The sequence below is a fragment of the Cyclobacterium sp. 10D3-21 genome (assembly GCF_055809755.1).
Genome location: NZ_CM147924.1, coordinates 1,391,885 through 1,415,375 on the forward strand (window position 1 = coordinate 1,391,885; position 23,491 = coordinate 1,415,375).

Sequence of the window (23,491 nt, forward strand, 5' to 3'; positions counted from 1 at the left end):
CAAAACACCTTGGAAAAACCCACCAATGATTAGCCATATTGATGCACTTGAATTTTCAGAACGCTATAGAAAAACAGTATAGGCTGTGTGTTTACTTGGTTATATTTTTTAGCGATTAAGATTTCTACCTTCCTGAATGCCTATGAAGCCTTTTCCAACGTCAGCAAATCTGTTTACCCAGTCTTAACCCCTATCAACTACCCCGACAATAAAACCGGAGGATTGTTCCCTGGCAGGCAAAGGTACCAAGACAACGAGCCTGTACGCAACGTAGAAAACTATAACGCTGCTGTAAGCAGCCAAGGAGCCGATAATTATATTACCCATGTTTGGTGGGATTTGGCCAATTAAAACCGAGACGATAGTTACTTATTGTCTGTACTCAATTATCACCGAATGGAAGCCGCCAAGCATTTGTTTTGGTTGCTTTTTTTTGTGTGAGGGGAAGGGTTTTAGGGGTTATTGCTTATAAATTATGGAAGTGGTAAAAGAGTAAACCCAAGGATATTCTGTGATTTAGTTGAATAAACGTCCATTTATATCGGTTTTCTGACCGTTTTTAATAAATTATATTAATATTTTAGTGTTTGCAATGGTTTGGTTGGCCTAAATTGTTAATTTAACGGGGGAATACGCCGAAGGAGTTGGGGGTATAGTTGATATATAGGCAACTCCTTGGCTTAAATGTGGTTATATGCAATTGCTATGGGCAACCAAAAAATACGTAAGATATGAAATATGCAATTATGATTGGTTCTAATATGCTTATTGGAACAAATGGAGTTTTTAATGTAGAAATTAATGGTAAGAATAAGGAATTCTTCAAAATTAGAGAAATTTTTAATGAAAGGTCTAATGGCTCTCATTTAGCTATTGACTGTGACATAAAAGACTCTGATAATGAAAGAGAAATTAAATTATTTAAAAGTAAACCGGTAGTAAAAGACGATTCCGTTAGAATTGAAAAAAATGACAAAGTACTCACTGCTTACAGACCTGATGATAGTATTATTATAAGAATCGAGCAATTAGATTCCACAGACTCTTCTTTACCTAAAACAGGACCAATTCCTCAAGAACTTGGAGCGAATCCAGTAGATGCAATTTTGCGAATTACAGGTGATTTTTATGCAGGTAATTTTAAAGTTCATGCAGATAATTCAATTATGAAAGTTGGAGGAATAAGTTTGGGTGGAAATTTAAGTGTTGGTACAGGAGGAATTCGGTTGACTCAAATGGGATTTTCTATGTAGAAATGGCAGCACACAACATTTTGTATAGAGCATAGGGCAGATATGCTGTATTTGAACCTTTTGCGCTTTCGTCAACCCCGCCGAAGCGCAGCTTCGACGGTTAGTCAAATTACATGTGTCAAACCTGTTCTTCGGCTACTTAGCGGTTTGACAGGAAAGTTCTTTCTAATGCCCTTCGCACCATACAATTTACCTTTGGACTTTAGTTTCTGTAGCTTTTACCATCAGCCATGAAATTGTGTATTTCGATGTCTTCTCAATTTTTTTGGGATGAGGTTTGATGAAGGGGGCGCTGATTTTACTTGTTATTAGTATCTTTAGAGGTATTAATAAAGTAGGCAATCAGGCTCTATTTTACTACCTAATTGAAACAAATGAAAATAATTGAGAATACAATAACATTTATAGGAGCATTGATAGGTTTAATTGGAGGTGCCATTTGGGCTTACAAAACCAATTATGATTATGAACCATTAATTTTAGCTTCAGTTTCTGCATTAACAATCTTAGGTTTTATTTTAGCAAAATTGTTTTCCTATAAAGAAATAAAAGATAAACAAAAAAGTCTGAGTGGACCTCAACAGAATAACATACAAAAGATAAATAACACACAAAATGTCAGTGTAAAAGTAAATGTGGGTGATAAGAACGAAAAAGTGGCTACAAGCAAAATAAAACCTATTAGCGATAGACACTCAATAATTGAAGTACAAAAACCCAAAACTCATATTCTATTTATTGATGATGATGCAAAGTTTAATACAGTAACAATTTTGAAGAACAGCGGATGGAAGAATACAAAAACAGTAAAGGATGTAAAAAGTATTGATTTACCAATAGTTCAAAATGCTGATATTGTTTTCGTTGACATCAATGGAGTAGGGAGATTATTAGGGCTCGAATATGAAGGCCTAGATCTAGCATACATGATTAAGCAGAAGTACCCGGAAAAGAAAGTTGTTATTTATTCGGCAAAAAAAGATGCCAATTCATTTCACAAAGCTTGGGATATAATTGATGCCCGTATTGAAAAAAATGCACTCCCAATACAGTTTCAAAATGTCGCTGACAATTATTGTCTTTCAAAAATGGTAAGATAGATGAGGACATATTATTATGCAAAAAATAAGTTGGATGAATATGTTTTTGACAATTTCCCTCCTTGTGCAAAAGGTCTGATATACGAAAATCCAAACCCAAACAATGTTTTTGAAATTGAAATTGAAGGTGTAAATCGAAAAGCTCGAATGGGCTGTAAACAAAATGAATTTGGATCTATTTTCGTTTTAACTACAGAATCTAAGTTTATTAACCGTAAGAAGTTCTTCAATGAACTCGTGGAGTTAAGCACTATCGCGTTAAAACCTGCAGTTAATTTTAGAAATGACCTGATTAATTTACATAATAAGGAGAACGAAGAATTTATCCACAATGTAACTTCACTTAATACATATTCAATTCAAGACCTGTTTGCTCTAATTCCTCAAGATTTTCTGACAGAAAATATTAACAAACAAACCGATAAGGTAAAGGAGATAATTAAAGAAAAGCCGAATGTAACAGCGTTCACTCTTCTAAATCTAATCAAGTACAACTTAGCAACCAAAGTAGAGTTTTCCGTATTTGAACGAACCTTAAAACCTTCTGGCTTTGTAAGTAAATCGGACTTTCCTATACGACCTATACTATTATCAATTCTTCAAATATTTATACGGGATTTTGAATCTAAAAAAATTGATGTTTTTTTAGATGCCTGCGAAAAATCGCTGAATATAGACTACGACTCCTTATTTGTATCCTTATTCTATTTAATGGACAATTCCATTAAGTACTGTTGCCCAAAAACGAATTATAAAATCATATTTAAGCAAGAGGGTGACGACTTCTATATTTTGTTTATTATGATTTCGATAAAAATTAGCTCTTCAGATTTGAGAAAAATTACGACACGTGGATTTCGTTCAGAGATTGCTCAAAAAATAAATGTAGAAGGGAATGGAATTGGGATGTATCGCATGATTAAAACTTTAAAGCTGAACAATGCTGAACTTATTATCACACCTAAATGCAATGCTTACACTCGTAATCATAAAAATATTGAATTTGAGGCAAATGAATTTAAAATCAAGTTTAATAATCAAAAAGAATGGTTAAAATAAATTAGGCAAAATAACAACTATAGACAATGCCCTTGTACACACTGCGCATAGCTTGAAAGTTAGTGCGCCACGAAGTGGCATTTATCCAGTAGGTGTAAACCCTTCTAGGGCAATTGACTGTTAACCCTGAAGAAAAGCGGACAGTAAATTTCGTGGGGAATTCGCTGAAGCTCCGTTGTTTCAAATATTTAAGCCGAAATGTGCAAGTATGAACCCGTTGTAGCTTCAATAGGTGTACCCATAGATTTGGGGACAGTTTTGATCCCGGTTTTTCAGGAGAAGACTTTTCTACTACAAAGATCACCAGGCATTTGATTTGTAGGAATCAAGGGGTGTAGTGGTTATAGAGGGATTTAATCTTCCAGGGTTGAATCTTAAGTAGAAAAAAATAAGTAGTCTATTGTTAAGCTTTAGGCGGAAATAATTTCATTGTTCACCCGATTTTTCCATAGGATTTTTTTGTATTTATCAGGATACGCTTTCGTAAATAGCGCTGATAGTTTGCTTCTTATTATTATCTTTATAGGTATAAATAAAGTGGCCTGTCAGACTCAACTTTACATGATCCATTTGAGAAAACCGAAAAACTGATTTAATATAATTATGATCGTAATTGATATTATAGGAGAAATTATTAGTCGGATATTTGTTGATTTTATTTTTGAGGGTTTAATCCTTGGAATTTATAGGTTGTATAAAAAAACCGTTGAATTTATCCGTGTCAATGTTTTTGGACTTAAAGCAAAACCAATTAAACCGAAATAAGCACTTGAGGAAAAATTACTCTATAAAAATATTGAGCTGACGGATAATCTGAATTCTGAACTGAAGGTGGGACAAAAGAGAGCTATTTTAGAAGTATATAGATAAGAATAAAGTTTATTCAGAATTTTATGACCCAATTGGGAAACAAATCAAACTGAATAATAAGTTAGTTTTTGAGTTGGGATTAATCAATTCAACCTGAAAAATTAAAAAACTGTACCTGATAACTAAGCATTTTGATGGCTTGAACCATTTGACAAGCTTAGGTTCCGAAACCTGGCTTGAATTTATAAACAATATAAACTTATTCATTAAGCTTAATATAATCTTTGGTTACCCCATTTTTTTTGATTTCATAAAAATTTATTATATTCATAGTTATAGCCATAGGGTCAATGACTTAGTGAGATGTGAAGGTATAGGCTTGTAAGCGGTAGGAACGCGAATGCAGGTCGTAGGAAGGGAGATGTAAGGAAATTGGGTGATGTAGTGATGGGGTGATCTAGTGATTGGGTGAGGGTTTGGTTATGAATGGGAATTTTCATGATGTTTTTATAAACCTTTAAATTCAATTTGTATGGCCAGTAAACCCAAATTTTCAGAAGCCGGAATTTTAGAGCAGTACAGGATTGCATTGGACAATGTAGCATCCCAGTCGAGAATCGCTGCGATCATGGCTGAATTAGGGTATGATGCCGCAGCGATCGGAGAAGGCAAAGCAAAGCTAACCGAAACCAGACAAGCCTACGACCTAAAACAATCAGTAGCCGATGAAAAATCAGCCGCCTATGCTGAATTCCTTTTGCAAAATCCTGATATATAATGCATATACATGCAAGTTGAAAGATGGAATGTGATTGTATTCGGATGTTGTGTTGAATTAAAAGATATGGGACATAAGCTAGTTTGTTTGGAGTGTTATAGGGTCGAGAATTTAGGGTCCGATTTAACCCATTTAAAAATCGGGGATTGCCCTGAATGTAATAACTACATGACCCTGCTCAATCAGAGATTTAGACCTCCAAAAAAAACTGATAAGAAAAATTGGGACCTAGTAAGATTTCTGGTTTCTGAAGGTTTTCCATTTCAACATATAATTCAGGAAGGCAAATCCGATAATTATGTTGAATGGCCGAAGACAATAAAAGAGGCGCAGGAATTTGTGATTAAATATAAAGACCAAAGAATATCAAATAAACAGTGCAAAACCTAAATTACAATAAAACGAAGTTTAGCCAGAACGTTACCACATTTTCGTAAAATGAAACTGAGAATACTTATCCTTCTAATTCTGGGACTTCAAATTAGTTGCTCTAAAAAAGCGAGCAGAAACGAAACTTTAGTATTTAATGAGACTGAATATTCACCGGAAAGTGGAACACAATCGACAAATCAAGAATCAAATAACATCTCGGAAAAGGAGACCGAAGACGATTGCATTTTTGATCTAACCACACAATCGGACGAGTTCATTCAGCACATTCCGGAATTTAAAAATTACACATGGAATGATTCAACAAAAACTGCAACCATTCTTCTCCAAAACGGTGATACGTTGTATGCTCAAAGAGGAGGTTGTTATCACTTTGGCATTTCAGGCAAACTAGTCAAGTCAAATGATGATCATTCAACCGGCAATATTGACCATTGGCTTAATGAAGCTAAATGGATAAGCAAAAGAATATTGGACGATTCAGACTATCAAGAATTAGAACAAATGATAGTATCTAAGAACTATGACCTTAACATAGACAACGACAGAATTTACATTGCTTTTAAAGGCCATAATTATGCTGAATGGTACTTAACTGTAGAAAGGCTACATGGAAATACAATTATAGACACAGGGTATTATTTTGGTTGAAAAAAGAAATAAAAAAATGTGGCCAAAACCCAATCATTCTGACAATTGGAACCACCTGGTTTGACCCTTCGACAGGCTCAGGGTGATGAAGTGATGTAGTGATTTAGCAATGAAGTGATCGTGTGATGTGGTGATAGGTGATGGTTTTAAATTGCCTTCATGTTGGTGTTTTCATAAAATAGGCACAGATCACAGATCACAAAATCACAGATCACAGATCCCAACTGAAAAGCCGCTGCAAAGGCGATGATTTCAGACATAGAAGCAGCACGAGCTGAGTACTTACAAGAAAACATGAAAACATACAGCTTAGAAGAAATGACCGATAAACATATCGGCAAAAAAGGAACAGAAAAGCGCGACGAGTTTGAGAATGAACTTCGCCTTGACCTTTTGGGATATGCCATAAAACAAGCAAGAAAAGAACGTCATTTGACACAAGAACAACTTGGCCAACTTGTCGGCGTAAAAAAAGCACAAATCTCTAAAATTGAAAACAGCACAACAGACGCCCGATTTTCAACCATTATAAAAGTTTTTGAAGTATTAGGGGCAAGCGTAAAATTTAATGTAGAGCTGAACAATAGGAAAATAGTGTACTGAAAAAAAATGCCTACCGCTTAACAATGGGCAAAATTCATCCGACTTTTTTTAACAGAAATTAGGAAAGTGATTTTGTCAGCATTGTTGCAGAAAAAAGCAACAATACCGCCAAAATCGGGTTGTGCTGATTGTTTCGACCAAGGCTTCACAGCCTTGGCTACAAAAATGACACCCCTATGGGGTTTTGGGATTTGTTAGGAATCAGGGTAGGACGGCCACATAAAGTATTGTTAAGTTTTAAAGTGTTAGATGGGACGCTAGGATGTTGATTAGTGAGTTAAGGAAACTTAAAGAAGAGGTGAACTTTAAAAATGGAGAAAGAATATTAAACTAACCGTTATGCTTATTTGCGACAAGCTGAGCAATTGTCCAATTAACTATCCATTTACTATGTATTTCTCCTAAAGTTTCATTATTTGTATTAATAGATAGGTTACGATATATTTAAATTTACTATATTGCTGTATTAAGATGAAAATATGGTAATGATGAACCTTATTCCGACAGAAAAGATTATTGAACGTCTTCGATATGAAAATCCATGGTGGATTACCAAAGAGATACCGAGCACCTATAGCTTAATGTCCAGGAGATTATACTTTGATCTCTTTTATCCATTCGTCCTTGAAAGGACCATTAAGAGGGCTTTAGTTCTAATGGGGCCTAGAAGGGTTGGTAAAACAGTATTGTTATTTCATTGTATAGAAAATTTACTGAAAGAAGGAACGAATCCTCATAGATTATTCTTTATCGGGATTGACAATCCAATTTATGTCAATTTAAGCTTGGAGGATGTTTTAACTTTATGTAAAGATTCTTTAAGCCTTGAAAACCTAAACGGTTGTTACGTCTTCTTTGATGAAATACAATACTTGAAAGATTGGGAAAGACATTTAAAAGTATTGGTTGACTCATATCCGGAAATAAAATTTATCGTTTCTGGCTCCGCAGCAGCAGCTTTGAAATGGCACAGTACGGAAAGTGGTGCGGGTAGATTCACTGATTTCTTGTTGCCTCCATTGACATTTCAGGAATATATACATTTAAAAAAACTAGACCACTTAATGTTTGAAGGGGAGATTCAATATGGGTCCAAGGATATAAAGTATTGCTTAACTCATGATCCTAAAGCATTGAATAAAGAATTTGTCCATTATTTAAATTTTGGTGGATATCCAGAGGTTGTGTTATCTGAAAAAACACAAGGTGACATGGGTAGGTATGTGAAAAATGACATTGTAGACAAAGTGCTACTTAGAGATCTTCCAAGCTTGTACGGAATCAAAGATGTTCAGGAGTTAAACAGATTTTTCACCTACATAGCTTATAATACTGGTAATGAATTTTCATATGAGACCATGTCTAGAGAAAGTGGGATTCAAAAGGATACATTAAAAAAATATCTCGAATATTTAGAAGCAGCATTCTTAATTAAGGTATTAAATAAGGTTGGGGTCAATGCGAAAAGATTAAAAAGAATCACAAGCTTCAAAGTATATCTTACCAACCCATCTCTTCGCACGGCTTTATTTTCCCCTATAAGTGAAACAGACCCAGAAATGGGAAACATGGTTGAAACAGCAATTCTTTCACAATGGATGCATCGAGAGCAACTAGATTTAACTTATGCTAGATGGAAAGACGGCAGAAATGAAGGGGAGGTAGATCTTGTTTTGGTAGATGATAAAAACTATAAACCTGTTTGGGGAGTAGAAATTAAATGGAGTAACCGATATTTCGATAAACCCCAAGAATTGAAAAGTTTAATTAACTTTTGTGAAGCAAATAGCCTTAAATCTGCCGTTGTCACTTCAATTAATCAAATGGGGATGAAAGAAATACAAGGTTTGAGATTTACTTTTCTTCCCGCTTCGATATATGCATACAATATTGGAGAGATCACACTAAAGATGAAGACCAATAATTAAAAAAACGAAAGTACACCATCGGACGAGTTCACCATTTTTTTCTTAAAACCAAGTATGGGGCAAGTTGAGAGAATTTTTATTGCCTAGGATATGGGGTATTAAGGGATGCGGTTTTCTTCTTTTTTATAGTTTACGAAAGCGATTCTGTCAGCATTGTTGCAGAAAAAAAGCAACAATACCGCCAAAATCGGGTTATACCTATCGTTTTGACCAAGGCTTCACAGCCTTGGCTACAAAAGTGGCACCCCTTTGGGGTTTTTGGAATCTAGAAATTCAAGAACTCTTACCTATATGCCTATCATTGAAAAATGACATGACAATGTTGACATCAATACCAATAATTGGTATATTGAATAATAAAACAATAGGAAATGGCAAAAAATACTTCAATTACTTTAGGTGAGCACTTTGAAACCATAATAGAAAAAAGTATTGCTTCGGAAGGTATGCATCGGCGAGTGAAGTAATTAGAGCAGGATTACGAAAAATTGATGAAGAAGAGCAAAAAATAACTGCTTTAAGAAACGCAATTGAAGCAGGAGAAAATAGTGGCTATATCACTGATTTTGATCCCAAAGAATTTTTAGAAAGAATGCATGCAAAACATTCGAAATGAAATTGGAATTCCAATTAAGTAGGTTAGCAATTAATGATTTAGAAAACATTTGGGAATATACATTTACAAACTGGTCTTTAAAACAAGCGGATAATTATGTCAAGCAAATAATGACTCAAATCAATAACGTTTGTAATAACCCGGAACTTGGAAGGCAAATTTTCAGCATAAAACCTAACCACAGAATGATTAAAATTAATGCTCATTTCATCGTCTATCAAGTAGATGGGGAACTTCTAAAAATTGACCGAATCGTATAGGAAAGAATGGATATTCCGAATAGAATAGGATGAAAAAAGGAGTCCACATAACAATAGAGAAGCTGTAGCACCTTCATCCCTACTACTCTTATCCTCTTCGCTGAGGGTGTGATTTTGTCAGCATTGTTGCAGAAAAAAAAGCAACAATACCGCCAAAATCGGGTTGTGCTTATCGTTTTAACCAAGGCTTTACAACCTTGGCTACAAAAATGTCACCCCTATGGGGTTTTTGGGATTTGTTAGGCTTTGCCAATATTACCATAGGCAATAATGTCATACGATAACATTGGAAATGGAATACCAATACCGTTTAGAAATGAAACTTAGGGTGTGATTTTGTCAGCATTGTTGCAGAAAAAAAGCAACAATACCGCCAAAATCGGGTTGTGCTTATCGTTTTAACCAAGGCTTTACAGCCTTGGCTACAAAAATGTCACCCCTTTGGGGTTTTGGGATTCGTTAGGCTTTGCCGTTAATATTACCATAGGGAGTAATGTCAAGCGATAACATTGGAAATGGAATACCAACACCGTTTAGAAATGAAACCTAGATAGTGATTTTGTCAGCATTGTGGTGGGGAAAAAAGCTACAATAATGCCAAAATCGTATCTTACTTTTTTCTTACCATTTGCACGCACCCATGGTTTTGATATTTATATCTTTTCAGATTCTACGGAAATATTGAATACAGGAAGAAAGTTTATTGGGTATTTTAAAGTACTCAAGCCCTGAAAGGGCGATATATCAAAGCACAGGGTGAAGCCCTGTGTTAAGGATTCAATGATATAACCAATCCCTGAAAGGGTGAAGTACCTATGGTGTGAGTGCCATTTTCCTGTTAGGGCTTGTAAAATCGTATGCTTTTTAACGATGGGCTTCACCCAGCGCTGGTAGATATCACCCTTTCAGGGATCAAAATAAAAATAAAAAAACAAGCCGACATGGCAAAATATAACAACGTTGTAACCGTGGTTCAGGAAATACACATTAAATGATTTTGTCAGGATTGTTGCAGGAAAAAAAGCAACAATACCGCCAAAATCGGGTTGTGCTTATCGTTTTGACCAAGGCTTCACAGCCTTGGCTACAAAAATGGTACCCCTATGGGGTTTTGGGATTCAAGGTGGAAAACTAATTTGAATAAATGCCGCTTTTTTTTATTTCTTAACCCACTATTGATGGTTTCCGTTAAAATTTCAGTATTTGCACTGGGTTCCTTGTCGAAGGCTCTTAATTTGATAATGAAAAATAAGCAGTAAGCGTCTGGTTTAAAGTACGAATTTCCCCAACTTTAAGGTTGAAAAATCGGTATATACAGGTGTTGCAGGGAATGCGAATGCTAGGAAATTATTTAACAGGAAATGGATAAAATTGCAGTAATTGGTGGCTTGGGAGCTTTGTCTGGTGCAGATTTATTTTTTAAACTTTTGAAGAACAAATCAGCTTTAAAAAATCAAAAGCACTACCATTTCATTTTTGAACAGCAACCCTACAGTCAGATTGAATCTGCTTTATTTGAGGAGCAGGACATTAAATCAAGAAAGTTCTACACCTACACTTTATGCAAAAACTTTGAGCAAAAAAATGTGTCTAAAATTTTACTGCCATGTTTTGCAAGTCATTCATTTATAGATGAACTACAAAAGGAAACATCCATATCTATTGTAAATATTTTTGACGCTATAGCCAATTATCTAAGTTTGAATTTTGAGAAGGGGACTAAAATAGGCGTGCTTACATCTAGTTTTGTGAAAGAATCATCCCTATTAAAGAAATATTTTCAAGACTATGAATTGGTGTTTCCCACCAATCAAACCCAGTTAATGCGTGCGATATATGGTGAATTGGGTATAAAAAATGGCTACTTAGACGGTTTGCCCCTAGAGTATGTATACAAGGCTTGTATAGCGCTAAAAGCAGAAGGTTGTGAAGTGATTTTACCTTGTATAACCGAAATCTCCCTATTGGTAAACCAGCTTTGGACAAGGGGAATTTCTATTATAGACGTTAATGAGGTCTATGCAGATTATGCACTGGCAACAGGGGATGTTCCACAGCCTAAGCCTTTTAAACTTGGTATTGTTGGAGGAGTTGGCCCTTCTGCAACGGTGGACTTTATGAATAAAATCATTCAAAATACACCAGCGAAGAAGGATCAGGACCATATAAAAATGATAGTTGAACAAAACCCTCAAATTCCTGATAGAACAGCCAATTTGATTCTAAATGAAACAGACCCAACCATTGCGTTATTTTCAACATGCAAAAAATTAGAAGCCGCGGGTTCTAATGCAATAGCAATACCTTGCAATACCGCACATGCTTTTGTAAAAGAAATACAAGAACACCTTAATGTGCCGATTGTTAATATGATAACAACTACAGCGGAGTATATTGTAAGAAATTTTGGAAAGGGCAGCAAAGTAGGGGTATTGGCTACAAGTGGCACTATTCAAAGTAAAGTTTATCTCAATGTACTTACCCATTTTGGGCTGCAGGTTGTTATTCCAGATGAAACACATCAAAAGGATGTGATGGAAAGCATATATGGGGAATTAGGTGTAAAAGCAGGCTATACAGATGGACTTTGCAAAGAGCAAATTCTGAATGGAGTGAAGCACCTTATTGAAAAAGAGGCTCAGGTAATTGTTTTAGGCTGTACTGAATTGCCACTTCTGTTCCCTCAAAATAAGGAGATTACAGATAGCAAAATATCAGTTGAGCTTGTAGACCCTACTTTAATTTTAGCCAAGAGAATAGTGAGTTTAGCTACCTCGAACCTGTGAAAACACCTGCAATTACCAGCTTAATTTAACAGAAATAATGACCGAAATAGCCTGATATAGTGCGTATATACTCAATTTAGTAGTTAAAATATCAACACATGGACGTTGGCGTGCATTAAATAAAAATTTTTGAAACAGACTTTTATCATATTGGCAACTTGGGTTTTCGTTACCTGTTTTACTCTTCAAGACAAGTATATTGACCCTTCAGGTACTTATGATCTTGTAAGCAAAACCAGAAAGGACGGAGATGATATCTATGGCTACTTTGGACAAATACAAGTTAAACCATTGAATGAAAAGTTAATTGTTATGACTTTCATGATTAACAAAGGAGCTCCAAGTTATAATTCAGGTTCTTTCATCGATACTTTAGATTATCAACTAAGCAATGCAATTTATACTGACCCTGAACTCGATGTTAGTTGTAAAATAACATTTGTCTTCACGAACGAAGGTGTGACTGTTAAAGAAAAAACAGATGATTACAATTTTGGTTGCGGGTTCGGACATGCGGTAGATGCAAATGGTTTCTTTAAAAAGACATCATCGGATGAACCAGAACTAAGAGATCCTCTTACTGATGAAAAAATTGAGTAAAAATAAAAAACAACGACAGACCATAGTTAGCTACTTTTCAGTTGTTTTAACAGCTTGTCCCAGGAATTTTTCTTGTCAAATAGCGATGGTCTCGTCTGATAAGTTAGTGAACTTGAAATCTAGCCAGAAAGCTTATAAACGCCATTAACAACCATATGAAAAAAGATTTCGTCATATCGATAATGATTAGTCTGACATTTTTGTCTTTAGGTTTTGCATTGCTTCATTACGAACTAATTGGATATGGATTGTCATTCTTTGTGTTCTTGCCATTTGCACTCGGATACATCCTCGGAAAATCGACGATTAAGACGATCAGCTTGTGGGGACTGATTATTTCTCTTGCCATTTTCTTTATTTTACTTTTAGCTGGAGGACTTGAAGGGATGGTATGTATTATAATGGCAATGCCTTTGATAATGATTGCTATTGCTCTTGGAGCATTATTAAAGTTCTTGATTAAGAAGTACCGCAACACAGAAAAGCAAGACAACTTGATTAAAAGCTCACTTTTACCATTTTGCCTCTTCCTGACTTTAGCATTCATAGAAACGGAACTGACAAAAAATGAGCAATTTATAATTGAAGTTAAATCGGAGATAATTCTTCCTTATTCTCCCATTCAAGTTTATGAGACAATAAAGTCAGTTGACACACTTGATGCTGAAAAACCTTTCTTGATGAAACTTGACTTGCCAATCCCACAAAAATGCGTGCTTGAAGAAGAAAAAGTTGGTGGAATAAGGATATGCTACTTTCAAGGCGGGCAAATAGTTGAAAAGATAACCGAGCTTGACAAAGGCAAAATTTTGAAAATGGACGTAATCGATTATCAACTAACAGGCAGGAAATGGCTCGGCTTTAAAGAAGCCATCTATCTTTTTGACGAATTAGAGAACGGACTGACAAAAATGACAAGAATAACGACTTATACTTCCGAACTGTATCCAAGATTTTATTGGAGACCTTTGGAAAAAATCGGAATTGAACAAGAACACGAATATGTATTCAGGAACTTGAAAAAAGATTTAAAAATAAAATACAGTTGGCAATAACCAAGCATTCTGACCCTTCGGCACCCTTCGACAGGCTTAGGGACCATGCTCAGGGACCATGCTCAGGGGCCAAGATCAGGCTGCACTTTTATTGCATCATAGTAAGGGGTTTGGATATTAGGATTTTTTTTGGGAATGATAGCTCCTTATGTAGCGCAACTATTTTCCATTGGGTATAGGTTTATGGAAGTTTAATTCAAAGTGCATTTGGGGAATAGCATTGGTAAATCAGGACATTAACCTTCCTGTCCATTATCGGATATAATCAACCAACAAAACCAAGAATAGAGCAAATATCCATTTTGGCAGATAAAATTAAAGCCCCCGAAATTAAGTTTCGGGGGCTTTTTGGGAGGATATTTCTAACTGACGGAATTAATTTGGAATCATTCCGTGAGGATCAATTACGAATTTTTTGGCGGCACCTCCGTCAAAATCTTTGTACCCTTGAACAGATTCCTGCAATGTAATGATCTGCACATTGACCGCTTTTGCAATCTGAATTTTATCGTACAAGATGGCATTCATAAGCTGGCGATGGTATTTCATTACCGGGCACTGTCCCGTATGAAAACTGCATGATTTGGCCCATCCCAGTCCTAAACGAATGCTTAGACTTCCTTTTTTAGCTGCTTCGGTTGAAGCCCCTGGGTCACCCGTTACATACAAACCGGGGATACCGATGCTTCCTCCTGCTCTGGTGATGTCCATGGCGGCATTCAATACCGTAGCTGGCATTTCTTTGTCAGCATCTCCACCATGGCCTTTGGCTTCAAAGCCTACACAGTCCACTGCACAATCTACTTCAGGTTCACCTGTTATTTCGGCGATGGCATCTGCAAGTGGCGTTTTGTCCCTAAGGTCAATTGTTTCGCAACCGAAGCTCTTGGCTTGTGCAAGTCGCTCGGGAATCATGTCTCCCACGATCACTACTGCTGCTCCCAATAAGTGACAAGAAGCTGCACATGCCAAGCCAACCGGGCCTGCGCCTGCAACATATACGATGGATCCTGGCCCAACGCCTGCTGTTACGGCTCCATGAAATCCTGTAGGGAAGATATCTGAAAGTAGGGTAAGGTCTCTGATCTTGTCCATGGCCTGGTCCTTGTCTGGGAATTTCAATAAATTGAAATCCGCATAAGGAACCATTACATACTCAGATTGACCACCAACCCATCCACCCATGTCCACATAGCCATAAGCTGCGCCTGGTCGGGCAGGGTTTACATTAAGACAAATGCCTGTTTTTTGTTCTTTACAGTTTCTACACCTTCCACAGGCAATATTGAAAGGAACGGATACGAGATCTCCTTCTTTGATGAATTCCACATCTCTGCCTGCTTCAATTACAATTCCGGTGATTTCATGACCCAGAATTAGTCCTTTTGGAGCCGTGGTGCGCCCCCTTACCATGTGCTGGTCACTGCCACAAATATTGGTTGATACAATTTTTAAAATGACACCATGTTCACATTTTCTGTTGCCTAAGGCCAATTTAGGGTAATCGATTTCCTGAACCTCTACCTTACCGGGTTCTAAATAAGCCACACCGTGGTTTTTACACATATTATTTTGGGTTTAGTTGAAAATTGCTTTTAATCATTACTATTTCCGATTAGAAATTAGTTAAAAAATCCTATAAAGTATATTGATTTAACTATTTTTTGGGAAAATCCTCCCGAATAAGTAACCAAAGACTTATTTAGCCGATTAATCTGTTCCTTTTAAGGCGGGTTGGAAAAGTATTGGAGTGGGAATTTACATAAAATCAATGCCTTATCATTTGGAATTTACTTTTACTTAGGAGGTTTGAGTTATGATTTTCTTTTAAAAAGGTTAACCCGTCACAGCGAGCCCTTATTTGTGGGTTGCGGAGTTGGGAAAGGGTGTGGCTGTCCCTTGTTGCAGGGGATTCCTTCGGTTTTCTCCGCACAAAAACCTTCCCTAAACCTCGGAATGACGGATGCTTTGTGAAAATGCGATCGTCCAATCATCAACTGTAACGTCACTGCGAGCCCTTTTTTTGTGGGTTTTAGAGCTGGGCAAGGGTGCGGCAGTCTCAATTTGTTGGAGATTCCTTCGGCTTTCTCTACGCACAGCCCCTGTAAAGTTTACCAATGACAGATATTAAAATTCTCGGATAAGGGGCCAATGGCATTAGCGAAAAGCGGTTTCAATGTCGAACTTCCTGGAGGCTAATGCCCTAAAAATGCCAACTCATTTAGACCCTGGGTCGCGCCTCCTATGTCGACTTACCCAGGGCTACAAAGATTGCACCCAACTTGGGTGCGGCATTGGATATTGACATCTGGATTGCCGCATTTCGAAAATGTTAGTTCTCGGAATGCCGATTGTTTAATAGGAATTTGATCATTATAAAAACAAAAAGGCCCTGTTCTACAACAGGACCTTATTTGATTGTTAACGAGAAAGTGTTTTAGCTTACCAGATTCTAACCCTTTCATTTGGAGCTACATACATATTATCCCCTTCCTCTACGTCAAAAGCTTCATAGAAGGCATCCACATTGACCAATGGGCCATTTGCGCGGTATTGGGCTGGTGAATGGGGATCGTTTTGGATTTGAGTTCGGAGTGCTTCTTCCCGGCTTTTGGTGCGCCAAACGGTTGCCCATGAAAGGAAAAACCTTTGCTCGGGAGTAAAGCCATCAATTTCTCCAGGATTACCATGTTCTTCCAAGTGCTTTTGAAGTCCATCATAGGCCACCAATACGCCACCCAGGTCACCTATGTTTTCACCCAGCGTAAGCTGTCCTTTTACATTTAGCCCTTCTAGTGGTTCGTATTTGTCATATTGTGCGACCAGCTGCCCAGTTCTTTGTTGGAAGTTTTCAAGGTCTTCGTCTTTCCACCAGTTTTCCAGATTTCCCTCTGGACTGTAACGGCTTCCCTGGTCATCAAAACCATGTGAGATTTCATGCCCTATAACGGCACCTATTCCCCCGTAATTTACAGCCGCATCTGCCTTGTAATTGTAGAATGGGGGCTGAAGAATGGCTGCAGGAAATACGATTTCATTGTAAGTAGGGTTGTAATAGGCATTTACCGTTTGAGGAGTCATAAACCATTCAGAACGGTCCACTTCCTTGTCCAGTTTAGCTATGTTTTTTCGGAACTGAAATTTGTTGGCGGCAATCACATTGCCCAGGTAAGAGGCTGTTTCCGGGTTATCATCCACCTCCAGGGCCGCATAACTTTTCCAGGTGTCAGGATAGCCGATTTTCACGGTGAAAGTTGCCAGCTTGTCTATGGCTTTTGCTTTGGTTTCTTCGCTCATCCAGTCCAGTTGTTGGATTCTATTGCCCATGGCTTCCAAAATATTGCTGACCATTTCATTGGCTTTTTCTTTGGCCTCCTCTGGGAAAAATTCTTCCGTATACAATTTACCAATGGCTTCGCCAGCGGCACCTTCCGCACTGCTCAATACTCTTTTCCAGCGAGCTCTCATTTCCTCAGTGCCCTGTAGCACTTTGCCATAAAAATTAAAATTTGCTTTCACCAAGTCATGGTTGAGGTAGGGTGAAGCCATTCGAACCAGGTGCCATTTCAAATAGTTTTGCCACATTTTTGGATTGGAATCGCTAAATACTTCTTCCAGGGCCAACATAAAATCAGGGGTGCTGATAATGACCTCATCGGTGTTGGCCCCAAGTGCCTTGGTAAGAATGGACCAATCCAATGAAGGAGTGGCTTTCTGGAGTTCTTCCAGGGAGTATTTATTGTACCTGCCCTCAGAATCACGCATTTCTATCCTTGTCTTGCTGGCTTCTGCAAGCTTTGTTTCAAGCAATAACACGTCTGAAGCTAATTTTTCCGCTTCTTCCTCCGAACTGCCAAGCATTTGAAAAACTTTGGAAATATGGGTCTCATATTTGGCCTTGATTTCTTTGAATTTTTCGTTGCTGTCATCCACATAATAATCTCTATCAGGCAATCCAAGTCCACCTTGACTTATATAGAGGGTGTTTTTGTCAGAGTCTTTTGCATCTGTACTTACATAAATATTGAAAAAAGGATTTACACCAGCAGGGTAGATTTTCTCCAAAAAGGATTGTAAATCCCCCTTGGATTTTATCTGATTGACTTGATCAAACCAGGGGAGCAATGCCTCATGTCCCCTTTTTTCTGCCAAGACAGAATCCATCCCAATGGTATAAAAGGCTATGGCTTTGTATTGGTCAGAACCTTTGGGGTATTCAGTGACATTGGCTTTGGCAGCTTCCATTACCTGCTTTACACCGGAAATACTTAATTCTCTCAATTCCAAAAAGCTGCCCCATCTACCTTGGTCTGCAGGTATTTCAGTTGTAGCCAGCCAGCTTCCATTGACATACTGGAAAAAGTCATCCTGTGGCCGAATGGTAGTATCCATGTAGCTTGTGTTGATCGCTTGGGTTTTTGCGGCATTTGTTTCTTGCGCTTGTGAAAAGGCCGTTGTTGTAAAAAAGGCCAACATCGTCACCGCTGTTATTTGGCTAAGGTTTTTCATGTCTCCAATTGGTTTATAGCACTTTTATTTATTTCCTATTAACAAAGATACACGATTTATCAATCCATAAAGTTGTGGCTTTTTCAGGGCTAAAAACCTGTTAATTGCTCGGCCTTTGTCGGTTTTCTTGCTTTCATTCACTTTCTCTGATGATGCGCATATTCATTTGCTATAGGTTTCAAGCCTGGGTTATTCTGCTTTTCTTTTTAAGCAGAAAACACTTTATGAATTAGTCCCTGCTTTTCCTATATTTAGTGCTAATTCCAACCATTAAATCTGATTTTATGCGTTACTTATCATTGATGTGTTTATTTATCATAGGTTTTCTGCTAAGCTCTTGTGGGCAGAAACCAATGATTTCCGGCAATAATCAGGCTTACCAGAAAATGACCTTTTCCTGGGAAGGCCCGGCACTTGCGGAAGACAAAGCGACATTTCTAAATTATAGAATGGAAATGCACTTTACAGATCCAGATGGTAATCGTATTGATGTTCCAGGCTATTTTGCTGCAGATGGAAATGCCGGAGAAACGGCTGCTGAAAGTGGGAATATCTGGAGAGCACATTTGTTGCCCCTTAAAGAGGGCAAATGGGAGTATGAAGTCAGTTTTTTAGAGGGGGATAATATTGCGCTCGCTTCCGGAAACACCGAAGGGTCAAGTTTGGCCTTTGATGGGCAAAAGGGAGATTTTATGGTGACACCAGCAGATGAATCCCAAACTGGGTTTCTTGGCAAAGGAAAGTTGCAATACATAGGGGAGCCTTTCCTTCAATTTACCAATGGTGATTATTTTTTTAAAATGGGAGCCAACGCCCCAGAAGTGTTGCTTCAATACAAAGGTTTTGACGGCACCGATTCTGAAAGAGAGTATAAGGATCATATAGGCGATTGGAAAGCGGGCGACCTTTTATGGCAGGGAGATAAAGGGAAAGGAATAGTAGGGGTGATCAATTACCTGAAAGGCCAAGGAATCAATTCGCATTATTTTTTATTAATGAATGCTTATGGTGATGGCAAGGCAGCCTTTCCCTGGAAAGGAAAAGACGATTATTATCTATACGATGTTTCTAAACTTGACCAATGGCAAGTGCTTTTTGATTACATGATGCAAGAAGGTATGATGGCTCAGTTTGTACTGTCAGAACAAGAGAACCAATCTTATTTTGAACACAAAGAGGGAGGCGATTTTGCAAACAGTAGAAAGATCTTTTATAGGGAGTTGGCAGCAAGATTTGGCTACCTTAATGCGGTTACCTGGAATATAGGAGAGGAAAACGGCTGGGAAAAAGATCCGACCTATGGAAAATCTATTACCACCGACCAAAGAAAACAATTTGCAGCTTACCTTAGTAATTTGCTGCCTTATGATGAATTAATCGTCGTACACAATGGGCCATCTAATACGGATGCTATTTTCGAGGACTTGCTGGGTGACCCATCCTATACAGGGATAAGCTTTCAAGGAAATTATCAGGATGTTGACCATGGTTATGGCCGTATCTTACATTGGAGAAAGGAATCAGCTGCAGCGGGACGTCCATGGGTAGTTGCCTATGACGAGCCATATACAAGCCCTGAATATCCCGAATTGGATGTCTGGAGAAAAAATTCGCTTTGGGCTCCGCTAATGGCGGGCGCTGCAGGAATGGAAGTGTATATTGGAAAAGGAGAGGATTTAAGGATCCAGGATTACCGAAAATACAAGGCCTATTATGAGATTATGAATCATGCCAAAAACTTTTTTACCGAGAGTGGCATTCCATTTCAACAACTAAACCCGATAACTACAGAGGATGACAATTCCTGGGTGCTCTCAGCTGACGAGGAAGTATTTGTAGTTTACCTTAGAGAAGGTGGGGAAGGGGAACTCAATTTGCCTTCCGAGGTGTTTGAAATTCATTGGTTTAATCCCCGAACAGGAGACTGGTCCCAGAATGAAACTTTAAAGGAGGCTTTAGGTGAGGAAAAAACCGCTCTGGGAAAAGCACCAAGCGAACCTGATTTAGATTGGGTTGTCCTGTTAAAAAAGAAGAAAGATTAAATTAAGCTTTCAATCCAAAATCACCTTTCATTTTACAAAGACCTGAGTTTGAAATAGGATTCACCATAAGCGATGCTGGTCTTTATTGGTAAGTAATGCCATTAATTTAAAATATGGATAGCAGATAAAATTGTGGGTTGGTCTGAATTATCAAGGACTGGCAGATTTTATAGTCATTGCATCAACAGGAAGAGTGACACAGAGTGGATTTGGATTAAAATGATAAACCCTACTGAAAATCCAATATTTAGAAAGTAGAATATTCGTATGAACATCAGAAATTTTAATAAAAGCAGTTCGACCAAACTAGGGACCTTTGGAGGTGTTTTCACCCCTTCCTTACTTACGATTTTAGGTGTGATCATGTACCTAAGGTTTGGCTGGGTTGTAGGAAATGTGGGTTTGATTGGAACCTTATTGATCGTCACCCTCTCTACGGCCATTACTTTCCTGACTTCACTGTCCATTTCGGCCATTGCTACAAATGCGCCAGTGAAAGGTGGAGGCGCCTATTTTTTGATCAGTAGGTCATTGGGGGCGGAAATTGGAGGCGCAGTTGGGATACCATTGTACCTGGCCCAGGCATTTTCAGTTTCCTTGTATGTGATCGGTTTTTCAGAATCTGTCGTCGCTATATTCCCCACTTTGGACATGAAATGGGTGGGCATTATTACCACATTGTTTTTGGGAGGGCTGGCTTTGTTCTCTACTACCGCCACCATCAAGTCTCAATTCTTTATCATGGGATTGATCGCCATTTCCTTATTGTCATTGGCACTAGGAAGTCCCATGGAAGATTCTCAGATAGAACTTTGGGGTGTTCCGGCTGCCCAATCTGTTGATTTTTGGCAGGTTTTCGCCATTTTCTTTCCTGCTGTAACAGGGATTATGGCAGGTGTGAATATGTCGGGAGATTTAAAAGATCCTGCCAAATCCATACCCAAGGGTACTTTTATGGCCATTGGTGTGGGTTATGTTATTTACATGATTTTGCCCGTAATATTGGCCAGCAGGGCAGATGCTTCTACGCTGATCGAAAACCCATTGATCATGCAGCAGATTGCTATATGGGGAGGAGCCATTGTTCTTGGAATATGGGGGGCTACCTTGTCAAGTGCAACAGGGAGTTTGTTGGGAGCACCCAGGGTATTACAGGCCCTGGCCAATGATAAAATATTACCGAAATGGGCTAACATTTTCAGTCGGGTAGACGGCAAAGAGAAAATTCCTCGGGCAGCTACACTCTTTACCATTGCCTTGACACTTGTTACAGTATATTTTGGGAACCTGAACCTAATTGCTCCGGTGCTCACCATGTTTTTTCTAACTACCTACGCGGTTTTAAACATTACGGCTGCCACAGAGCGGTTTTTGGGTAGTGCCTCCTTCAGGCCTAAATTCAAAGTACATTGGGTATTCTCATTATTGGGGGCACTTGGTTGTGCCGGCGTGATGTTATTGATCAATGCCCTGGCAACCTTTATGGCCTTTTTGGTGATAGGGATCATTTTTGTATGGCTTGAGAGAAGGAAAATTGAGGCCACATGGGGTGGCTTGGGAAGGGGTGTGTTTTCTTCCATTATAAGGTATGCCTTATTCAGACTAGAGAAAGAAGGCAATGCCAAAAGCTGGCGTCCAAATATCCTTGTTTTGTCAGGTTCCCCTGGTAAAAGATGGCGTTTGATTGAGCTTGCAGATGACATTACCAATGGAAATGCGCTGTTTACGGTGACCACCATTGTGTCCGAAACCAATGTCCCCCAGGAAAAGGTCAAGGATTTTGAGAATAGAATTTCGGACTATCTGGGCAATAAAAATGTGCAGGCATTGGTGAAAGTGGTAAGGGCTTCAGATCCATTTACCGGCGCTATGCACATGGTCAATTCCTATGGTTTGGGGCAGTTGGTGCCCAATACGATATTATTGGGGGACACCAGAGAAAACAGGAATTTACTCCCATATTCAGAAATGATACGGCACTTTTTTAAATCCCGGAAAAATGTAATTATTGTTCAGGATGAGGGAAATGTAGGGTTTAAGAAAAAGAATGTCATCGATATCTGGTGGGGAGGATTAAAGAAAAATGGTAGTCTGATGATCATTCTGGCCTACCTGTTAAAAAACAGCAGAGAATGGCAACAGGCTTCTGTGAATGTGAAAATGGTAGTGCCGAATAAGGAAGCTTATAGTGGTGCGAAAGACAACTTGGATAAAATATTTGAAGGCATGCGAACTGGTTTTGATTACCAGATATTAATTGCTGATGGAAGGGTTTTTTGGGACATTATGGCTGAAGAATCAAAAGATAGCGACCTGATCATGATGGGCTTGGCGGTGCCTGAGGAAGAAGGGGCTTTTGAAGATTATTACGTAACGTTAAAGGAACGCACCAAATCCCTGCCTACCAAGGTCTTTGTACTGGCTGGACAAGAAGTGGAGTTTGATAAAGTATTGATCTAGTTGTTTTGGAATATTTGCGTTAGAAATCCCCTTTTGTCCCCCTTTTTAAAGGGGGATTTGTGCATATAGGACTGACGAGTTTGTAGCTGATTTTTCATTTTCTCAATCCATTTCAATGCCACTAAATCAGTATTTAATTCCCAATTCCGCAACTCCCCCTTGACAATGGGGCCAGGGGGATTAATACGGGAACGTCCTACTATCTCAAGCTGGTATTTTAGAATGTTTGCGTAATAAATCCCCCTTTTTCCCCCTTTTTTAAGGGGGATTTGTGCTTATAGGACTGACGAGTTTGTAGCTGATTTTGCATTGCCTCAGCCTGTTTCAATGCCACTAAATCAGCATTAAATTCCCAATTCCGCAACTCCCCCTTGACAAGGGGGCCAGGGGGATTAATACGGGAACGTCCTACTATCTCAAGCTGGCATTTTAAAATGATTACTAAATAAATCCCCCTTTGTCCCCCTTTAAGAGAAGGGGGATTTGTTCTTTCAGGACTGACGAGTTCGTAGCTGATTTTTCATTTTCTCAGCCCGTTTCAATGCTACTGAATCAGCATTAAATTCCCAATTCAGCAACTCCCCCTTGACA

17 protein-coding genes and 1 pseudogene are annotated in these 23,491 nt (G+C 38.3%); 16 read left to right on the plus strand and 2 right to left on the minus strand.

From position 1 onward, the window contains the following. The first annotated feature begins 87 nt into the window (after nucleotides 1–87). The 14 genes and pseudogenes from AC0L7T_RS05850 to AC0L7T_RS05915 all read left to right on the plus strand — a co-directional run bounded on the left by AC0L7T_RS05850 (nucleotide 88) and on the right by AC0L7T_RS05915 (nucleotide 13,889). On the plus strand, nucleotides 88–351 hold the full coding sequence (locus tag AC0L7T_RS05850; RefSeq protein ID WP_473341554.1) for a SusD/RagB family nutrient-binding outer membrane lipoprotein: 264 nt from the start codon (nucleotides 88–90) through the stop codon (nucleotides 349–351). Between the two features lie 380 nt (nucleotides 352–731). Further along, nucleotides 732–1,253: a hypothetical protein gene (locus AC0L7T_RS05855; RefSeq protein ID WP_473341555.1), complete on the plus strand. Its 522-nt coding sequence runs from the start codon at nucleotides 732–734 to the stop codon at nucleotides 1,251–1,253. Between the two features lie 374 nt (nucleotides 1,254–1,627). Continuing rightward, nucleotides 1,628–2,353 carry a response regulator gene (locus AC0L7T_RS05860; protein ID WP_473341556.1) on the plus strand — a complete coding sequence of 242 codons (726 nt, stop codon included), beginning with the start codon at nucleotides 1,628–1,630 and terminating at the stop codon, nucleotides 2,351–2,353. Beyond that, a complete protein-coding gene (locus AC0L7T_RS05865) occupies nucleotides 2,354–3,412 on the plus strand; it encodes a sensor histidine kinase family protein (protein ID WP_473341557.1) in 1,059 nt (352 codons plus the stop codon). Nucleotides 3,413–4,754: 1,342 nt separating this feature from the next. Then, the gene (locus tag AC0L7T_RS05870; RefSeq protein ID WP_473341558.1) at nucleotides 4,755–5,000 is read left to right on the plus strand and encodes a hypothetical protein; all 246 of its coding nucleotides are present in this window, start codon (nucleotides 4,755–4,757) and stop codon (nucleotides 4,998–5,000) included. 9 nt (nucleotides 5,001–5,009) lie between these two features. Beyond that, nucleotides 5,010–5,390 carry a hypothetical protein gene (locus AC0L7T_RS05875; RefSeq protein ID WP_473341559.1) on the plus strand — a complete coding sequence of 127 codons (381 nt, stop codon included), beginning with the start codon at nucleotides 5,010–5,012 and terminating at the stop codon, nucleotides 5,388–5,390. 48 nt (nucleotides 5,391–5,438) lie between these two features. After that, a complete protein-coding gene (locus AC0L7T_RS05880) occupies nucleotides 5,439–6,041 on the plus strand; it encodes a hypothetical protein (RefSeq protein ID WP_473341560.1) in 603 nt (200 codons plus the stop codon). Between the two features lie 294 nt (nucleotides 6,042–6,335). Beyond that, entirely contained in the window at nucleotides 6,336–6,644 is a 309-nt protein-coding gene (locus AC0L7T_RS05885) for a helix-turn-helix domain-containing protein (RefSeq protein ID WP_473343355.1), read from the plus strand. Nucleotides 6,645–7,129: 485 nt separating this feature from the next. Then, nucleotides 7,130–8,572, plus strand: coding sequence for an ATP-binding protein (locus AC0L7T_RS05890; RefSeq protein WP_473341561.1), 1,443 nt, complete (start codon nucleotides 7,130–7,132; stop codon nucleotides 8,570–8,572). A 371-nt stretch (nucleotides 8,573–8,943) separates the two neighbouring features. Next, nucleotides 8,944–9,188 (plus strand): annotated as a pseudogene (locus tag AC0L7T_RS05895) (type II toxin-antitoxin system ParD family antitoxin). After that, nucleotides 9,185–9,448 (plus strand): type II toxin-antitoxin system RelE/ParE family toxin, encoded by a 264-nt coding sequence (locus tag AC0L7T_RS05900; protein ID WP_473341562.1) that lies wholly within the window; start codon nucleotides 9,185–9,187, stop codon nucleotides 9,446–9,448. Before AC0L7T_RS05895 ends, AC0L7T_RS05900 begins: the two are co-directional and overlap by 4 nt. 1,361 nt (nucleotides 9,449–10,809) lie before the next feature. Beyond that, nucleotides 10,810–12,234, plus strand: coding sequence for a cysteate racemase (gene cuyB / locus AC0L7T_RS05905; protein WP_473341563.1), 1,425 nt, complete (start codon nucleotides 10,810–10,812; stop codon nucleotides 12,232–12,234). A 129-nt stretch (nucleotides 12,235–12,363) separates the two neighbouring features. After that, nucleotides 12,364–12,834, plus strand: coding sequence for a hypothetical protein (locus AC0L7T_RS05910; RefSeq protein ID WP_473341564.1), 471 nt, complete (start codon nucleotides 12,364–12,366; stop codon nucleotides 12,832–12,834). 155 nt (nucleotides 12,835–12,989) lie between these two features. Continuing rightward, a complete protein-coding gene (locus tag AC0L7T_RS05915; RefSeq protein WP_473341565.1) occupies nucleotides 12,990–13,889 on the plus strand; it encodes an SRPBCC family protein in 900 nt (299 codons plus the stop codon). A gap of 375 nt (nucleotides 13,890–14,264) precedes the next feature. On the opposite strand, the gene fdhA is transcribed toward AC0L7T_RS05915, so the two are convergent. Both fdhA and AC0L7T_RS05925 read right to left on the minus strand, forming a co-directional pair. After that, nucleotides 14,265–15,455: a formaldehyde dehydrogenase, glutathione-independent gene (fdhA, locus tag AC0L7T_RS05920; protein WP_473341566.1), complete on the minus strand. Its 1,191-nt coding sequence runs from the start codon at nucleotides 15,453–15,455 to the stop codon at nucleotides 14,265–14,267. Nucleotides 15,456–16,331: 876 nt separating this feature from the next. Continuing rightward, complete coding sequence (locus AC0L7T_RS05925) at nucleotides 16,332–18,398, minus strand: M13 family metallopeptidase (protein ID WP_473341567.1); 2,067 nt, start codon at nucleotides 18,396–18,398, stop codon at nucleotides 16,332–16,334. 284 nt (nucleotides 18,399–18,682) lie between these two features. Here AC0L7T_RS05925 and AC0L7T_RS05930 point away from each other — a divergent pair, with 284 nt between their 5' ends. Both AC0L7T_RS05930 and AC0L7T_RS05935 read left to right on the plus strand, forming a co-directional pair. Continuing rightward, complete coding sequence (locus tag AC0L7T_RS05930) at nucleotides 18,683–20,440, plus strand: DUF5060 domain-containing protein (protein ID WP_473341568.1); 1,758 nt, start codon at nucleotides 18,683–18,685, stop codon at nucleotides 20,438–20,440. 267 nt (nucleotides 20,441–20,707) lie between these two features. Beyond that, entirely contained in the window at nucleotides 20,708–22,900 is a 2,193-nt protein-coding gene (locus AC0L7T_RS05935; protein WP_473341569.1) for an APC family permease, read from the plus strand. Nucleotides 22,901–23,491 lie beyond the last annotated feature (591 nt).

Excerpts from the sequence above, each read along its gene's own strand:
- AC0L7T_RS05880 (WP_473341560.1), top strand. The coding sequence starts at position 5,439 with ATGAAACTGAGAATACTTATCCTTCTAATTCTGGGACTTCAAATTAGT.
- AC0L7T_RS05930 (WP_473341568.1), top strand. The coding sequence starts at position 18,683 with ATGCGTTACTTATCATTGATGTGTTTATTTATCATAGGTTTTCTGCTA.
- AC0L7T_RS05900 (WP_473341562.1), top strand. The coding sequence starts at position 9,185 with ATGAAATTGGAATTCCAATTAAGTAGGTTAGCAATTAATGATTTAGAA.
- cuyB (WP_473341563.1), top strand. The coding sequence starts at position 10,810 with ATGGATAAAATTGCAGTAATTGGTGGCTTGGGAGCTTTGTCTGGTGCA.
- AC0L7T_RS05870 (WP_473341558.1), top strand. The coding sequence starts at position 4,755 with ATGGCCAGTAAACCCAAATTTTCAGAAGCCGGAATTTTAGAGCAGTAC.
- AC0L7T_RS05860 (WP_473341556.1), top strand. The coding sequence starts at position 1,628 with ATGAAAATAATTGAGAATACAATAACATTTATAGGAGCATTGATAGGT.
- fdhA (WP_473341566.1), bottom strand. The coding sequence starts at position 15,455 with ATGTGTAAAAACCACGGTGTGGCTTATTTAGAACCCGGTAAGGTAGAG.
- AC0L7T_RS05935 (WP_473341569.1), top strand. The coding sequence starts at position 20,708 with ATGAACATCAGAAATTTTAATAAAAGCAGTTCGACCAAACTAGGGACC.
- AC0L7T_RS05885 (WP_473343355.1), top strand. The coding sequence starts at position 6,336 with ATGAAAACATACAGCTTAGAAGAAATGACCGATAAACATATCGGCAAA.
- AC0L7T_RS05855 (WP_473341555.1), top strand. The coding sequence starts at position 732 with ATGAAATATGCAATTATGATTGGTTCTAATATGCTTATTGGAACAAAT.
- AC0L7T_RS05865 (WP_473341557.1), top strand. The coding sequence starts at position 2,354 with ATGAGGACATATTATTATGCAAAAAATAAGTTGGATGAATATGTTTTT.
- AC0L7T_RS05890 (WP_473341561.1), top strand. The coding sequence starts at position 7,130 with ATGATGAACCTTATTCCGACAGAAAAGATTATTGAACGTCTTCGATAT.
- AC0L7T_RS05925 (WP_473341567.1), bottom strand. The coding sequence starts at position 18,398 with ATGAAAAACCTTAGCCAAATAACAGCGGTGACGATGTTGGCCTTTTTT.
- AC0L7T_RS05875 (WP_473341559.1), top strand. The coding sequence starts at position 5,010 with ATGCAAGTTGAAAGATGGAATGTGATTGTATTCGGATGTTGTGTTGAA.
- AC0L7T_RS05915 (WP_473341565.1), top strand. The coding sequence starts at position 12,990 with ATGAAAAAAGATTTCGTCATATCGATAATGATTAGTCTGACATTTTTG.